The sequence below is a fragment of the Dyadobacter beijingensis DSM 21582 genome (assembly GCF_000382205.1).
Taxonomy (GTDB): domain Bacteria; phylum Bacteroidota; class Bacteroidia; order Cytophagales; family Spirosomataceae; genus Dyadobacter; species Dyadobacter beijingensis.
Genome location: NZ_KB907788.1, coordinates 936,177 through 951,099, shown reverse-complemented (window position 1 = coordinate 951,099; position 14,923 = coordinate 936,177). Strand labels below are relative to the sequence as shown.

The 14,923-nt window shown below is 53.1% G+C and carries 15 protein-coding genes; 6 read left to right on the top strand and 9 right to left on the bottom strand.

Annotated features, from left to right (window positions below; all coding sequences use genetic code 11):
* Window positions 1–51: 51 nt before the first annotated feature.
* The 3 genes from H144_RS0117550 to H144_RS0117535 all read right to left on the bottom strand — a co-directional run bounded on the left by H144_RS0117550 (window position 52) and on the right by H144_RS0117535 (window position 1,798).
* Window positions 52–306 (bottom strand): hypothetical protein, encoded by a 255-nt coding sequence (locus tag H144_RS0117550; protein WP_019943404.1) that lies wholly within the window; start codon window positions 304–306, stop codon window positions 52–54.
* A 175-nt stretch (window positions 307–481) separates the two neighbouring features.
* Window positions 482–1,153, bottom strand: coding sequence for a metal-dependent hydrolase (locus tag H144_RS0117540; RefSeq protein ID WP_019943402.1), 672 nt, complete (start codon window positions 1,151–1,153; stop codon window positions 482–484).
* Between the two features lie 75 nt (window positions 1,154–1,228).
* The gene (locus tag H144_RS0117535) at window positions 1,229–1,798 is read right to left on the bottom strand and encodes a Crp/Fnr family transcriptional regulator (protein WP_019943401.1); all 570 of its coding nucleotides are present in this window, start codon (window positions 1,796–1,798) and stop codon (window positions 1,229–1,231) included.
* A gap of 238 nt (window positions 1,799–2,036) precedes the next feature.
* Between H144_RS0117535 and H144_RS0117530 the strand changes: the two genes are divergently transcribed.
* Together H144_RS0117530 and H144_RS0117525 are read left to right on the top strand one after the other, a co-directional pair.
* Window positions 2,037–4,472: an ABC transporter permease gene (locus H144_RS0117530; RefSeq protein ID WP_019943400.1), complete on the top strand. Its 2,436-nt coding sequence runs from the start codon at window positions 2,037–2,039 to the stop codon at window positions 4,470–4,472.
* Window positions 4,469–5,575: a hypothetical protein gene (locus tag H144_RS0117525; protein WP_019943399.1), complete on the top strand. Its 1,107-nt coding sequence runs from the start codon at window positions 4,469–4,471 to the stop codon at window positions 5,573–5,575. The genes H144_RS0117530 and H144_RS0117525 overlap by 4 nt, the downstream gene beginning before the upstream one ends.
* 39 nt (window positions 5,576–5,614) lie before the next feature.
* Here H144_RS0117525 and H144_RS0117520 read toward each other — a convergent pair whose 3' ends face one another.
* The gene (locus H144_RS0117520; RefSeq protein ID WP_019943398.1) at window positions 5,615–5,935 is read right to left on the bottom strand and encodes a HigA family addiction module antitoxin; all 321 of its coding nucleotides are present in this window, start codon (window positions 5,933–5,935) and stop codon (window positions 5,615–5,617) included.
* A 12-nt stretch (window positions 5,936–5,947) separates the two neighbouring features.
* The gene (locus H144_RS35120) at window positions 5,948–6,079 is read right to left on the bottom strand and encodes a type II toxin-antitoxin system RelE/ParE family toxin (protein WP_374754590.1); all 132 of its coding nucleotides are present in this window, start codon (window positions 6,077–6,079) and stop codon (window positions 5,948–5,950) included.
* Between the two features lie 57 nt (window positions 6,080–6,136).
* Here H144_RS35120 and H144_RS0117515 point away from each other — a divergent pair, with 57 nt between their 5' ends.
* Genes H144_RS0117515 through H144_RS0117500 form a run of 4 tightly spaced genes read left to right on the top strand, consistent with a single transcriptional unit; the run spans window position 6,137 to window position 9,224 of the window.
* Window positions 6,137–6,661, top strand: a complete 525-nt coding sequence (locus H144_RS0117515) for an RNA polymerase sigma factor (RefSeq protein WP_019943397.1) — start codon at window positions 6,137–6,139, stop codon at window positions 6,659–6,661.
* Window positions 6,648–7,502 (top strand): HEAT repeat domain-containing protein, encoded by an 855-nt coding sequence (locus tag H144_RS0117510; RefSeq protein ID WP_019943396.1) that lies wholly within the window; start codon window positions 6,648–6,650, stop codon window positions 7,500–7,502. The genes H144_RS0117515 and H144_RS0117510 overlap by 14 nt, the downstream gene beginning before the upstream one ends.
* Window positions 7,503–7,522: 20 nt before the next feature.
* On the top strand, window positions 7,523–8,386 hold the full coding sequence (locus H144_RS0117505) for a DUF4097 family beta strand repeat-containing protein (protein WP_019943395.1): 864 nt from the start codon (window positions 7,523–7,525) through the stop codon (window positions 8,384–8,386).
* Window positions 8,387–8,390: 4 nt separating this feature from the next.
* Window positions 8,391–9,224, top strand: a complete 834-nt coding sequence (locus H144_RS0117500; protein WP_019943394.1) for a DUF4097 family beta strand repeat-containing protein — start codon at window positions 8,391–8,393, stop codon at window positions 9,222–9,224.
* Window positions 9,225–9,319: 95 nt separating this feature from the next.
* Here H144_RS0117500 and H144_RS0117495 read toward each other — a convergent pair whose 3' ends face one another.
* The 4 genes from H144_RS0117495 to H144_RS0117480 form a co-directional block, all read right to left on the bottom strand.
* Window positions 9,320–9,754, bottom strand: coding sequence for a MarR family winged helix-turn-helix transcriptional regulator (locus H144_RS0117495; protein ID WP_026350778.1), 435 nt, complete (start codon window positions 9,752–9,754; stop codon window positions 9,320–9,322).
* A 311-nt stretch (window positions 9,755–10,065) separates the two neighbouring features.
* A complete protein-coding gene (locus tag H144_RS0117490) occupies window positions 10,066–11,910 on the bottom strand; it encodes a chloride channel protein (RefSeq protein WP_019943392.1) in 1,845 nt (614 codons plus the stop codon).
* A 204-nt stretch (window positions 11,911–12,114) separates the two neighbouring features.
* Window positions 12,115–12,882 carry a hypothetical protein gene (locus H144_RS0117485; RefSeq protein WP_019943391.1) on the bottom strand — a complete coding sequence of 256 codons (768 nt, stop codon included), beginning with the start codon at window positions 12,880–12,882 and terminating at the stop codon, window positions 12,115–12,117.
* Window positions 12,883–12,968: 86 nt separating this feature from the next.
* On the bottom strand, window positions 12,969–14,912 hold the full coding sequence (locus H144_RS0117480; protein WP_019943390.1) for a response regulator: 1,944 nt from the start codon (window positions 14,910–14,912) through the stop codon (window positions 12,969–12,971).
* Window positions 14,913–14,923: the final 11 nt, after the last annotated feature.

Here is a 14,923-nt window from a genome sequence, read left to right as displayed (position 1 = left end):
CCGGGCGAAAGAGATAATTTTTTTTGTCCGGCCGCCGGTGCTTTTTGTCAGTTATTTCTTTGCCTCGGCCAGTTCCTCCTCATCCAGCTTTCTCAATTCTTCCAACATCGCTCTGACTTCGGCGAGACCCCGCTCGATTTCGTTTTTCATTCCGTCCCAAAAAGGTTTTGCCGAAGCTTTGTCTGCATCAGACATCAAATCATACCACTTGTATAATTCCGACCTTATCGCCGGGACTTCGGAGGAGTCCGCTGCAATAATTTGCGACCGATATGCATTAAGCCTGCGCCTAAGTTCTCGTTTCATGTGTGTTCATTTAAGGTCCTACATCATTCTTAACATTTCTCGCAGCCTAATCGCTTCCGCGCAATAGGCATTAAACTCGGCTCGCGCCTTGTTTTTCTCGCCATCTTTAAGTGTGTGTAAAAACATAAAGCTAGCGAATGAAAAAACTACGCCCAACCAAATAAAATACTGATTATCATGCGGCGCCGGGGTCGATTTCCAAACGGTTACGGTCGGTTAAATGGGCTAGCCCGAGCACGATGGCTTGCAGTACGACGAACGAGCCGAGCAAGGCTGGAATGGAATCTTCCGGCGGAGGGCCGAACATGTTGAAGATTTCGGCGATGACGAAGAAGGCGATCAGGGCGATGAGGCCCCATTTGCCCCTGGCATTCACAGCGCGGGTGTTTTTAGCGTAGAGCCAGACGCCGGCCACGAAGATGACACTTTCGGTTAAAACGGTGATTGGCAAGGAATTCCACATGCCCAGTCCGACTTTCGTATCGCCGAAGGGTGTTAGCGGCAGGTCTGGAATATGGACGACCAGGTCGAGAAACCAGTGGCTGAGCACCGCCAGACCGACGATCACCGCGCTGCGGAGATCTTTTTGGAATACCCAATAAACACCCCCGCAAATAAGTCCCCATACAACGCCCATTACGAGGCTATGCGTGTAGGGATAATGTACAAATTCAAAAGGCGTGACTTCCGTAAAGCCTGGACGAATCCTGACCTGCTCGACGTCCAGCAACAGCAGGAACGGCCAGAGAATGTCGACGAACTCGACGGCGACAAACAGCGTGAGCAACGATACCCTGGGGGCAACTTTCTTCACCCCGAACGCTAAACCATAATGACCCAGAAACATATGACAAGTAGTTGATTAATGACCCTGCAAAGGTATCTGAGCCATTGCCCGACGCACTTGACCTAGATCAAGAAATCAATTCAGCTGCTTCCGGCGGATACGGCTGACCGTTTCGGGCGTCATACCGAGCATGGACGCGATGTATTGCAGCGGAACCTGCGTAAAAATGTCCCGGTGGCTGTCGAAAAGGAGGTTGTAGCGCTGCTCGGCGGTCATGGAGAGGAATGAAAACACGCGGTCTTCGAGCGTGGTGAAGCAATGCGCGATGAACAGCTTCTCGGTAACCGGCCATTTCGGAAGGTATTCGCCCAGACGGTCATAGTCATGCTTGTCGATCGTGTAAATGGCCGTGTCGGCGAGTGCCTGGATGTTCCAGCGGGCCGGCTTTTCGAATACCAGGCTGGACAGGTCGGTCACAAAATAGCCTTGGGTACAGATCCACTGCGTCACCTCACGGTCTTCCAGGTCGACGTAAACCCGCAGCATACCCGACTGGATGAAGCTCAGTTTATTGCAAAGTTTCCCTGTTTTGAGGTAGTAATCGCCTTTTTTCAGTATTTCGGGTTTGAAAAACGAAGCGACGGTCACCAGATCGGTCTGGTCGAAGTCGAAATAGGTTTGCAGGTACTGTTCCAGGTCTGTCATAAGGCGCGGTAATGGCGTGTAAATGTAAGCAAGATCCGGGCCTGTCCGTGGTCGCCAGCGTACAAAAGTGTCCGAATGCGAACGGCTGATCCGTGCTGTACTGTTATAACTGATTGTATTACAGAATTTTATAATTTTGGCATAGTATTTTATACAATGTACTATGTAATACAATGTACCGTCTATTAGCCATGAAAATTTACCTTTTAAGTGCCCAAATCCATTCCGCCCTGTTCCTATGTTGAAGAATTATATCAAAATCGCCTGGCGTAACCTCGCCCGAAACCGCGTGTTTTCCGCCATTAACATCGCCGGTTTGGCGATAGGGCTCGCTTCGTGCATGCTCATCAGCCTGTATGTGATCGACGAACTTAGTTTCGACCGCTTCCACGAAAAGGCCGGCCGTATGGTGCGCGTGGCATTTAAAGGCACCATGCAGGGCGGGATTATCAACGAATCGCACGTGATGCCGCCCGTGGCGGCCGCATTAAAAGCCGATTACCCGGAAGTGCTCGAAGCGACGCGGCTGCGGCAGGGAGGCAAACCGCTCATTCTGTTGCACAACCAGATTTACAACGATGACAAACTGGCCTTCGTGGACTCGAATTTCCTATCGGTGTTTACATTCCCGCTGATCCAGGGAAATGCCAAAACGGCATTGCTCGAACCTAATACCATGGTCCTCTCCGAATCCGCCGCGCAGAAATACTTTGGAAAAGCGGACGCGGTCGGCCAGACCATCGCTTTCAAGGACCGGAAACAGACCTTCCGGGTGACCGGCGTGATGCGCGACATGCCGTCCAATTCACATATCCGGTTCGATCTGCTGGGATCAATGGCGTCGCTCGATGAGGCCAGGGTGCCGTCCTGGATGCAGTCGGAGTTCTTTACCTACCTCGTTTTGCCCGAAGGCTACGACTACCAAAGACTGGAAAAGAAGCTCCCGGCGACCATCGACAAGTACATCAGCTCGCAATTGAAACAGGCGATGGGTGTTACCATGGCCGAATTCCGGAAGCAGGGCAATAACCTCGAACTCCGCCTGCAACCGCTCACGGACATTCACCTGCATTCGGATTTCCAATACGACCTCGACGTGAACGGCGACATTACCTACGTCTACATTTTCGGTGCCGTGGCCGTGATGATGCTGCTTATCGCATGTATCAATTTCATGAACCTCTCCACGGCGGGCTCGTCCAAACGGGCACGTGAGGTGGGCGTGCGCAAGGTAATGGGCTCCGAAAAAGCGGAACTCGTGTGGCAATTTCTCATCGAATCCACCCTGCTAACCGCCATCGCCATGCTGCTGGCCGCTTTGTTATGCCTCGCCGGCATGCCGATGTTCAACCAGCTTTCGGGCAAAAACCTATCGCTCGAATGGAATTCGGTCCCCGGGCTTATCCCTGCATTCATCGGCTTCGGACTGTTTGTGGGCGTGTTTGCGGGCAGCTATCCGGCATTTTTCCTGTCGTCGTTCAAGCCGATTACCGTGCTCAAAGGCGGCGCTTCGGTGATCAGGCTGAATTCTTCGGGTAAAAGCATTAGTCTGCGAAGCGGCCTCGTGGTATTCCAATTCTGTATGTCGATAATCCTGATCGTCGGCACGACGGTCGTTTTTCAGCAATTGCAGTTTATCCGCAATAAAAAACTGGGTTATAACAAAGACCAGGTGATCGTCGTACCTGCATGGTCGCTGGGTAAAAATACGGACGCATTCCGCCAGGAGCTCTTGCGCGACTCGCGCGTGGCACAGGTAAGCTTGTCGGGCTATGTACCGGCCGGGCCCTCGGACAATAACAATTTCGCCGTGAACCCCGATGCCAATCCATCGCAGCACGTGAAGACATTACGTTACGACGTCGATTACAATTACCTGCCTACCCTTGGCATGGAAATCGCGCGCGGACGTAATTTTTCCAAAGATTACGGCACCGATTCGACGGGCATAATCATCAATGAAACGGCTGTGAAAACCTTCGGCTGGACACCCGACAATGCATTGAACCGCACCATTACCCATAGTGATAATGACGGTAAAAAGACGACCTATCAGGTTATCGGCATCGTGAAAGACTTTCATTTCCGTTCGATGCACGAACAAATCGGGCCGCTGGTGATGACGTTGAGCAATGGCTGGGGCTGGATGATGGTCAAAGCGCGGAGCACCGAAGTTTCCGGGCTTCTGGCATCGATGAAACGCAACTGGGACGGCTTCCGCACGGATATGCCGTTCAGCTACACATTTCTCGACGAGCGTTTCAACGAAACCTACAAAGCCGAGCAGAAAACCGGACAAATCCTCGGCACATTCGCGGGGCTTACTATTTTCGTAGCCTGCCTGGGACTGTTCGGGCTGGCGACGTTCACCGCCGAGCAGCGTACGAAGGAAATAGGCGTTCGCAAGGTGCTGGGCGCGTCCGTGGCGGGTATTATCGCATTGCTATCGAAGGATTTTCTGAAACTGGTCGTCATTGCATTGCTCATTGCCACGCCGGCGGCATGGTGGCTGATGGACAAGTGGTTGCAGGAATTTGCCTATAAAATCAACATCAGCTGGTGGGTATTTACGACAGCCGGCCTGCTTTCGACGCTCGTGGCCTTGCTGACGATCTCCTACCAATCGGTCAAAGCCGCATTGATGAACCCGGTACAATCCCTTCGTTCGGAATGACGATCTACTGCAAAATTACCCACCATACCCACGTGTTCCAGCCCGGCAATATCGTGGAGGTGCGGCGGCGCATTCTTGAAAAATCGCCGGAAGTGGCTGAATCCGGCTATTTTATACCTGACACCGGCGACGGTACGCCGGGAATCATCCCGCTAAGCGCCGCGGAGCCCATTACCGGGCAACCGCCGGCGGAGGAGGCCTATTACGGCAAATGCGTGCTGACGAAGGTGATGAACTTTTACCCGAATCCTGCTGACAACCAGGCTCCCGGCCCCGTCGGTGTGGTAAAACCTGAAAATGTACGCATTGTGCACTATCATGATTGCCAGCAGCTGTTTTTTCACATGCCCCAATATGCCTGGGATGCCGGCACCCTTCGCATTACCAACACCTGCCCGGAGGTGGTTTTAGAAGAAAAACGGGTACGCGACCGGCTGAATGGCGGCACGATGATCCTGATCAACACGCTGCCCTACCCGCCCGGATGTTACACGATCGACGCGGATTGGCCCGACGGCTGGACGCACCGCATTTGTTTCATCAAATTCACGGAAGGATTTCCCAAAGCGCCGTACGAAAATGCGCCGGCCAATATCTACCGGGCCATCCGCAACGAGGAAGTACACCTGCTGCCTTTGCCGGAACCGGAAAAGAACGAAAAACCAACCTTCACACCCAAACCCAAGCCCTATGAAGGCTACGAATCGCCGGCCGGCAATATGCATATCGTTCAAAACGACCACGAATACCGGCTTTTCGATTCCAACGGCGTTGAGATGGAACCGGCCTTCGATACGGAAAAGCTCAGGCGGGACCTGATGAGCCGCTTCCTGCCGACGCTGGAATATACGCAGGAGGGCCGCGGCGGCACCATTTATTACCAGGAGGGCGATATCCGATTCGGGCTGGACTGGGAATTTGGCGGGGGCAACGCGGTCGTGATTTTTTACATTCCCGAAGTGAAATATTGGGAAGCCCAAACCAGGACACCGCTTTCGCGCCGCGACGAAATCATCGAATTCATCTGCCGACAGGTCATCCGCGACCAGGCGCCCGGCTGTACATACAAGATTTACCACAACTCCGTGAGCATATTGCATTGAAGGTGGTTGACCCGGTAGTGGAGATATTGGGTAGCCTCGCTAGGCAGATGCCGCACCGGGGTGCCAGAATACACGTATTTTGCTGATATCAACGGTTTGCCTGGCCTTCGCGAGGTCATAGTTCTCCTGCGCATTCATCCAGAACTCAGCGGTAGTGTTGGCAAACGCCGTAGCCAGCCGGATGGCCATTTCAGGCGTTCCGCTCTGTTTTCCGTTCAAAATTGCCGACAGTGTCTTCCGGGTAACACCCAAACCTTCGGCCACTTCCCCTATCGTCGGCCTCTCTCCTGTTTCTTCTCTCAGTCCTTCAATCGTTTCCCTGATCAGTTCCCCAGGATGTGCGGGATCGAAAAGCGCCATGTAACTTGTGTTTTAATGATAATCCAGATAATCGACGTCATAAACATTACCATCTTCGAACCGGAAGATGACGCGGTAGTTGCCGGATACCCTCAACTTTTTTCTTAAATTCCTGTAACCTTTCCCGGTGGACGGAGTTACCACATCAAAATCACGAAAACAAAGCGCAATCTTTTGAATACCCTAACCGACAACTCGCTGATGCTCCGGGTGAAAACCGGGGACCTGGATAAGATGGGATTGCTTTTTGAGCGGTACAACCGGCCGCTGTTCGGATTCTTTTACCACATGACACATAAGGCCGACCTGAGCGAGGACCTCGTCCAGAATGTGTTTTACAGAATGCTTAAATACCGGCACACCTTCACCGGCGACGGCGAGTTCCGCACGTGGATGTACCACCTCGCCCGCAATGTGCTCAACGATTCGGTGAAACAGAACAGGTCGTTCAATTTCTACGACGTCAACGAAGTAGCCGACCGCATCGGGGGCGGTATCCCGGCCGACGAAAGTTTCGAACGGCAGCAGGACAAGGATTTCCTGCACGAGGCCATCGGTGCCCTGAGCCCCGAATACCGCGAAGTGCTGATTTTGAGCCGCTTTCAGGAAATGAAATACGACGAGATCGCCAAAGTGCTGAATATCAACGAAGGAACAGTGAAAGTGAGGGTGCACCGCGCACTGGGGGAATTGAAAAAGAGGTTTTTTACCAATGAAAGACGATAAGCAAATGAGCTGCGAATATACCCAAGGCAAACTGACCGACTGGCTGAACAACAGCCTCGAAAAAAACGAACAGATAGCCATAAACCGCCACCTGGCCGAATGCGCGAGCTGCGAGGAAGAGTTCGCCGCCGACCGGCAGATCTGGGACGGCATGGCGAAAATCCGGGTACCGGAGCCGGGCGAGGCGATGCGCCACAACTTTTACGCCATGCTCGACGAGTTCAAGGAAGCCGACAAAGCGGCCGCTCGGTTCTCTTTCCAGAGCATGATGGAGCGGATCAGGGAGTTCCCGTTGCCCCAATGGTCGGTGCCGCAATGGACCGTGCAACTGACATTCAGCCTGCTCCTCGTGGGCCTGGGATGGGTGATCGGCAACCGGATGGGCCGGGGCAAGCCGGATGCTTCCGCCTACCAGCAGCAGATCGAAACACTCGCGTCGCAGGTGCAGGACATGAAGAGCACGATGATGCTTACCCTGCTCGAAAACCCTTCGGCCACTGAGCGGCTTCGGGCGGTGGGGTACACTGCGGAGATCACGCAGGCAGACGATCGCGTCCTGGAAGCGCTTTTTGCCACCTTAAACAACGATCCTAATGTAAATGTGCGGCTCGTCACGCTGGAAGCGCTCACGCAATATGCGGGCGATGCGTCGGTACGTGAGGAGCTGGTGAAATCGCTCGCATTGCAGGATTCGCCGATGGTGCAGGTGGCCCTGGCCGATGTGATGGTGAAATTGCAGGAAAAACGTTCGGTGAAGGCATTGAAGACGTTGCTGCAAAAAGAAGACCTGAACGACCTCGTCAAAGTAAAAATCGAACAGACCATTAAAGACCTTTCATAAACCTAAATCAACTATTAGCCATGAAGTATTTTGCAATCCCCCTGCTGGCGGGAGCAGTGCTGTGCTGTGCCCAGGCCCCGGCGCAGAAGCTGGAACACAAAGAGCACGTCAGCAAAGAATTTACCGTTGCCGGCCAGCCAGCAAAGAATGTCCTGGCGATCTATAACATCAACGGGTTCATCAAGGTAGAAGGCTACAACGGTGACAAGGTTGTGCTGGAAGTCGAAAAGAAGATCACGGCCAAAACACAGGATGTGCTCGACCAGGGCAAACAGGAGTTCAAGCTCGAAATCGAACAGAATGCCGACAGCATTATCGCCTATGTGGCCAATCCGTTCGACTCCCGCCCGAACAGGGGCCGGCGGAACTGGGACGGGCCGCGTATCCAGTATAATTTCGAGCTGGACTTCACGGTAAAAGTCCCCTATTCGCTCAATCTGCACGTTTCGACCGTCAACGGCGGCGATATCAACGTGAACGACGTCACGGGCTCGCTGGGTGTGCACAATGTGAACGGGGCGATTAAGGTGATGAATGCAAAAGGCACCTCGGTGATCAGAACGGTGAATGGCAATGTGGACGTCAACTACCTGACCGTCCCTCCCGGCGAATCCGATTTCAAAACGCTGAACGGCGACATCCGCATTACCTACCCGGCCGCGCTGGCCGTTGACTGCCGGTTCAAAACATTCAACGGCAACTTTTACACCGACTTCCCGAATGTGGAAATGCTGCCGGTAAGGGTTGTCAAAAACACGGAAAACCATGAAAACAAGACCGTTTACAAGCTCAGCGCCGAAACCTATATCCGCATCGGAAGCGGCGGGCCTACCTACAAATTCGAAACATTCAATGGCAATATCTATCTCAAAAAACAATCGTAACAAAATGAAAACCCCGCGTATCATAGCCCTCGCAGCACTGGCAGCATTGAGCACACTATCGGCCCCGCTGCTCGCGCAGGGCGAACTGAAAGAACAACTGACCGTCCCCCTGAGCGATCCGGCCAAGCCCGGCTCGTTGAAAGTGCACCTCGTCACGGGCTCCATCCGCGTGACGGGCTACAACGGCAACCAGGTGGTGATCGATGCCACAACACCCGGTCGCCAGGATAAGCCGGAGAAACCGAAGGAAAATTCGGAAGGGATGAAACGCATTTCCAAAAACGGCGCGCTCGACATTTCGGCTACCGAGGAAAACAATGTCGTGAATGTGAGCTCGAAGCTGTTTAATACCAAAATGGAGCTGAACATCAAGGTGCCGATGAAGTTCAAACTGAATGTCGGTACGGTGAACGACGGCGACATTACCATCGAAAACGTGGACGGCGAAATGGAGATCACGAACGTGAATGGCGATATCCGCCTGACGAACGTCTCCGGCTCCGCCGTAGCCAATACCGTGAACGGCCTCCTGAAAGCGAATTTCAAAACGGTAGACGCAAAATCGCCGATGGCATTCTCGACGCTGAACGGCAATGTGGACATCACCCTGCCGCCCGCCGCGAAGTTCGACCTCAAGATGAAATCCGACCGTGGTGAGATTTACAGCGACTTCGATGTGGATGTGGACAAGACGACACCGCAGGCCACGCGCAGCGCCAAGGAAGGCATGTACAAGGTCAGCATCGAGGACTGGGTGAAAGGCAAAGTCAACGGTGGCGGCAGCGAGATCATGATGAAAAATATGAACGGAAATATCTACGTGAGAAAGGCGAAGTAACGCCTCCCCGAGCCCACGGCCACGCCTCTGACAGACCCGCCTGTCAGAGGCGTTTTTTATTGGGCTGTAAGAAAAATATTTTTCCGGGCCGCCGCCTATTCAATCGTCGCGCCGAGCTCGATCAGCATCCGTTGCAGGTCGTCCAGCTTCCTGGTTTTTACAGATGCCATTATCTGCTCCGTAGTTGCCTCGGCGGTCGTGATTGCTTCGAGGTAAATCTTCTTTCCGGCATTCGCCAGCTTCACGTAGGATACCCGCGCATCCCGGCTGTTTGCCTCCCGCTTTACGTATCCCAGCTTCTCCAAGGGCGACAGCATCCGGGTAATGCCCGAGGCCGTCAGCCCCACTTTTTCGGCCACATCCGTGCGCCTTAATTTCTCGTCCTGCGCATTCGCCAGGTGATGTAAAATCATGAATTCATTCAGGCTGATCCCATGACTTCCCAGCTTCGCATCGAAGCGTTTCGCCATCAAAGTCTGGATCATGGTAAGGTTCAAAAACAGTTTAAGTCCCTGAGAAATAGTTGACATAAGATTGAGATATATTTGATTTATAGTTGATATATATTTGAGTTGTCAAGTATTATACAAATATAATACACTTTTAACTGATTGAAAAATAATTGATTGTGTTTTTCGGAAATTGCAGCTGTGCACCCACGGTGCTCGCGGCGCTAAGAGAATGTACAACATGCGGCCAATGTCACATGCCTGACGGCACTCCCGGCACTGGCCGCACAGTTGCGTCGCTACGCGACATTGGTAGAAAAATGGGTGGATCGTAGACGTGGCAAAATACCGTCAGGGATGTAACAACCATGCGAGCGAAAAACGCAACCGCGTTACCCCGAATGCGAGCGCAGCAACTGCCGGTAACGATCGAGTACGCCCGACTTGGAAATGAAACCCACGAACTCGCCGTCGGTCTTCACGACCGGGAGGTTCCAGGCACCGGTTTCGTCGAATTTTTTGACAATGGTAAACACATTGTCGAACTCGTTTACCGTCACGGCCGGCGGCTTGGCGAGGTTTGAAATTTCAAGCAGCCTGTACCCCGCGTCACTGAAAAGCAGCGGCCGCACGTCGTCCATCGAAATGATCCCGATCATCTTTTTTTCCTCTACGACGGCGATCATATTCCGCCGCCCGGTGCGGAGCAGCTCGGCCAGTTCCTCCCGTGACGCGCTCGCTTCCACCACCTGAATATCCTTATCGATCAGGTCGGGGACGTGCAGCAGCGAGAGCAGATTCCGGTCGTGCTCGCGGGTGAAAATCTTACCTTGCCGGGCGAGGTTTTCCAGGTCGGGCGAGACGGAAGAAAACCATTTGGCCATGGAAAAAGAGATCACCGAAACCATCATCAGCGGAATGAAAAGATCGTAGCCCGAGGTCGATTCGGCGATAAGAAAAATGGCGGTCAGCGGGGCATACAATACGCCGCTCATCACTCCTGCCATACCCACGATCACAAGGTTGCTTTCGGGCACGTGCGCCACGCCCAGCTGCTCGCACACGAGCGCAAACGCGTACCCGACGAGCCCGCCCGCGAAGAGCGACGGAGCAAAATTCCCGCCATTACCGCCGGCGAAAATGGTAATGGAAGCGGAGAATGCTTTGAGCAAACAAATTACCGCCACGAAGACGATCACCACCCATTCGTGATAGCCGATAAAACGGAAGAAACTGTTGGCGATTACCTCCTGGATCTGCCCGTTGGTAATGGCTTTGATCGTGTCGTAACCTTCGCCGAACAGCGGCGGGTACAGCACGCAGAGCACCGAAAGAATGGCCCCGCCGATGGCCGCCTTCTGGATACGCCCGAATTTGAGGTGGTGAAACCATTGATCGACATACTTTGCGATCAGCACGTAATAGCGCCCGTACAACCCGCAGAGCACGCCCAGCAGCAAATAGAAAGGAATGTTATGGTAATCAAACGCTGCGCGGCTGCTGAACTGGAACAAAACCGACTCTTTGAGCAATACCTTCGAAACAAGGCTGCCGCAAACCGCCGCCACGACCAATGGAAGGAAATCCGAAAAAACGACGCCGGTCAGCAGTATTTCAAATGCGAACATCATTCCGGCAATGGGCGCATTGAACGCGGAAGCGATACCCGCCGTGGCACCTGCGGCAAGCAGTAGCGTCCGCTCGCGGTAATCCAGCTTATAAGTTTGAGCAAAATTGGAACCGATCGCGGCACCCGTAACGGCAATCGGGCTCTCCAACCCCGCCGAGCCGCCGAGCCCGACAGTGATGGCGCTCTGCACGATCTGCGAGTACATTTTCACAGACGACACGATGCTGGAATTTTGCGCGATCTCGTACAAAATTGCCGCAATACCTTTCCGGTCCTGCCCCCTGAAAACGAATAGCACGACGAGCGTGGTCAACACAATGCCCAGAAACGGGAACAGTAAATAGAACAATATCTGCCGCTCGAAATGCACCTTATCCGTGATGACGTAGTGGATATAATGCACGAGTGATTTGAGAACGACGCCCGCCAGCCCGCAGGTGATACCTACCAGAATACCGGAGAGAATCAGAAACTGGTTACGATTTAGGACGCTTTTGAGCCAGAAAAGGACGATTTCGTAACTCCTGGCCTTTTCCAGGCCATAACGCGTAAAGCTTCTTCTGAACTTTAAGAAATTATAGAATTTTTTGATGCTGTTTCTATTCACAATCGATCTGTTACGGGGCGGGCTACTCGCTTTTATGAATTGCTAAAAATAGCATTCCTGAATCCGGCAGACATGGCTTACCGGCACCAAATCGATATGTTAAAATACCTAACAGTGGTCAACTATTTCTTTATCAGATACATGTGTGTAAATAAAAAAGCCCGCTGCATGACACAGCGGGCCGAAATTCCGGGTAAGGGCTATCTAATTAGCCCTTGCTAACTGCACTTCCAGGCGAATATCCACATTCCGTTCGTTGCCGTTGTAACGGGAATTGTAGCCGCCGGTACCAATGCCTACACCCATTCCACCTCCCATACCGATGCCGCCGCCCAGGCCGATTCCGATACGCGGGCTGAAACCGGAGTTAGACGATGATTGTCCGTCGACCTTGATGCTCATACCCATCATCGCCGTTTCGCGGGCGTTTACATTCATCAATGCGAAAGGTATCGCTATCTGCTCGGTGAGCTCGCCGTTGCGGTCCATCGTGATATGTGATTTAATGCTCCCGTCCGGGCGCACGAGGTCGATCAGGTGCTGGCCTTCGCGGTCTTTCCAAACCGCTTCCTTATTGTAGGAATCGAGGAGCAGATCGAGGCCGAGGCTATTCGGAAGGTCGGTTTCGATGCGGCGCAATGCCTTTCGGTCCTCCTTCATGACCACGGGGAATGTGAGCGCGTAGGCTTCTTTTTTCTGCCCTGCCGGGCTGAACGCGATTTTCAGGCCGCTGCCCAGAATGTTCTGGATCGTGTTGGGATCCTTCGTTTTGAGCGTAATGTACACGTACTGATCGTCGTTGATGATCCCGTAACGCAGCCGTGAGCGCTGGTCTTGCTGGTCGGGCTTGATTTCATCCACATAAGAGAATGGCGCGTTCCATTTCGATTCGTAAGGCATCGTTTTGGACGAACTACAAGCGCCGAGGGCTATCAACAGCAGCAATGACCAACTGTTTCTGGTTGTTTTCATTTGTTGTTTTATCAATTAGAACTACTCTTTCTACAACGAATTCCTGCAAATAATCATTACGAAAACAGGGCTGAAATCGTTGCAACTCAAAACTGTGACACGGCCGGCGTGGCAAAGGTTGAAAGGAGCAGGCCTATCTTTTGGTGCAGCTTCTCCGGCTCGAACGGCTTGGAGAGCGTATCGTTCATGCCGGATTCCAGCGCCTGGGCGACCTCTTCCGGCAAAACGGTGGCCGATAGCGACAGGATGGGCGTGCGCACATGCAGTTCCTCCCGTGCGAAGCGCGCGGCCTGGAAGCCGTCCATTTCGGGCATGCGGGTATCCATGATGATCAGGTCGAACATTTCTTCGCGCAGCTGGTCCACCGCCCCTTTTCCATTGCCTACCACCACGGCGTTGAGTTGCCAGGCTTTCAGGTATTTGCGCAAAAGCAATGCATTCACAGGGTTGTCTTCCGCCACGAGCACCTTTTTGCCTTCGAATGGCGGCAGGTTCTGGAACGGAACAGCCGGTTTGGCGTCGCTGCCCTTCTCGTTGGCATCCGGGACGAGCAATGTAAAAAAGAACTGGCTACCCTCCCTGAAACGGCTGTTTACTTCCAGTTCGCTGCCCATGAGCCGCACGAGTTTCTGTGAAATGGTGAGCCCAAGCCCGGTACCCCCGTATTGGTGCGATGTATTCTCGGATGCCTGCCCGTATTCGGAGAAAATATTGGCTAGCTGTTCTGCCGTCATACCGATGCCGGAGTCTTGCACCGTAAAGCGGATGCTATGCCCGGTAGCCGCTTTGGAAATATGCTCCATTTTCAGGACAACGCTCCCATTTTCCGTGAATTTCAATGCATTACCTACCAAATTCAGCAGGATCTGGTTCAAACGCAAGCCATCCACGGTGACGCATTCGGGCACATTGTCACCTATTTCGAGCCGCAGTCCGAGCTGCTTTTCGTCCGCCTTGAATTGCATTAAATCGACAATGCCTTTGCCGAGTACCCGGAGGTCGGTAGACGTTGGGATAATGGAGAACTTACCGTCGTCGATTTTCGAAATGTCGAGGATGTCGTTCAAAATGTTCAGCAGCGAGCCCGACGACTGCCGGAGCATACTCACCAATTCCGTTTGTGCATCGTTCAGCTCCGTGGCCGACAACAGGTTCCCCAAACCGATAATGCCGTTCAGCGGCGTGCGGATCTCATGGCTCATATTGGCCAGGAACGATTCCTTCGTTTTGCGGGCCTTTTCCGCCTGCGTCTGCGCATCTATCAGCGCCAGCTCGTGCGCTTTGCGCTTTTCCACATCGTGCAGGTTCACAAAAAGGAGCCTGTTTTTATACATGATGCGGAGTTCGAGCCAGACAGGCTGCCGGAGCCGGCCATAAAACTGGTCCTCGACGACGATCGTTTCTCCGCCGATAAAACTGCGTTTCACCAGCACCTCGCGCAGCGACGATTTCGCCGGGTCTACCAGCAGGTCCAGCACGGATGTCTTCACCAGCGAAGCCGGGGTAATGCCCAAAATCGTTTCCACCGATGGATTAATGGACAATATAGAGCCGGTATCGGGCTCCACGGTGGCAATAATATCCGGAGAATTCAGGACGATCGTCGCGTAGTTTTCCAGCAGTTTGTTCTTGTCGCGGATCTCGCGCTGGCTGCGCGCGAGTTTAATCAGCGAGTCGACTTTCGCATTGGTAATATAAGGATCGAGCGGTTTGTAGAGGTAATCGATAGCACCGGTTTTGAGGCCTCGCACCGCGTACGTAGTTTCTTTGGAAATAGCCGTCACGAAAACGATCAGGATTTCGCGGGTTTTGGGATTGGAAAAAAGCGTCTCGGCAAATTCGAAACCGTCCATTCCCGGCATTTGCACGTCTACCAGCGCCACCGCGATATCGCTCTCCCACACGATCCGCAACGCCTCGTTGGGCGAAGTCGTAGCGTATATTTCGATGTCGTCGCGGTTGAGGATCGCTTTGAGCGAGATCAGGTTCTCTTCCCGGTCGTCAAGCAATAGGATCTTTGTATTCTCCATGGGTTATCGTT

What these genes read in the sequence shown, in the direction of transcription:
- H144_RS0117550 (WP_019943404.1), bottom strand. Translation starts at nt 306, where the DNA reads ATGAAACGAGAACTTAGGCGCAGGCTTAATGCATATCGGTCGCAAATT.
- H144_RS0117540 (WP_019943402.1), bottom strand. Translation starts at nt 1,153, where the DNA reads ATGTTTCTGGGTCATTATGGTTTAGCGTTCGGGGTGAAGAAAGTTGCC.
- H144_RS0117535 (WP_019943401.1), bottom strand. Translation starts at nt 1,798, where the DNA reads ATGACAGACCTGGAACAGTACCTGCAAACCTATTTCGACTTCGACCAG.
- H144_RS0117530 (WP_019943400.1), top strand. Translation starts at nt 2,037, where the DNA reads ATGTTGAAGAATTATATCAAAATCGCCTGGCGTAACCTCGCCCGAAAC.
- H144_RS0117525 (WP_019943399.1), top strand. Translation starts at nt 4,469, where the DNA reads ATGACGATCTACTGCAAAATTACCCACCATACCCACGTGTTCCAGCCC.
- H144_RS0117520 (WP_019943398.1), bottom strand. Translation starts at nt 5,935, where the DNA reads ATGGCGCTTTTCGATCCCGCACATCCTGGGGAACTGATCAGGGAAACG.
- H144_RS0117515 (WP_019943397.1), top strand. Translation starts at nt 6,137, where the DNA reads ATGCTCCGGGTGAAAACCGGGGACCTGGATAAGATGGGATTGCTTTTT.
- H144_RS0117510 (WP_019943396.1), top strand. Translation starts at nt 6,648, where the DNA reads ATGAAAGACGATAAGCAAATGAGCTGCGAATATACCCAAGGCAAACTG.
- H144_RS0117505 (WP_019943395.1), top strand. Translation starts at nt 7,523, where the DNA reads ATGAAGTATTTTGCAATCCCCCTGCTGGCGGGAGCAGTGCTGTGCTGT.
- H144_RS0117500 (WP_019943394.1), top strand. Translation starts at nt 8,391, where the DNA reads ATGAAAACCCCGCGTATCATAGCCCTCGCAGCACTGGCAGCATTGAGC.
- H144_RS0117495 (WP_026350778.1), bottom strand. Translation starts at nt 9,754, where the DNA reads ATGTCAACTATTTCTCAGGGACTTAAACTGTTTTTGAACCTTACCATG.
- H144_RS0117485 (WP_019943391.1), bottom strand. Translation starts at nt 12,882, where the DNA reads ATGAAAACAACCAGAAACAGTTGGTCATTGCTGCTGTTGATAGCCCTC.
- H144_RS0117480 (WP_019943390.1), bottom strand. Translation starts at nt 14,912, where the DNA reads ATGGAGAATACAAAGATCCTATTGCTTGACGACCGGGAAGAGAACCTG.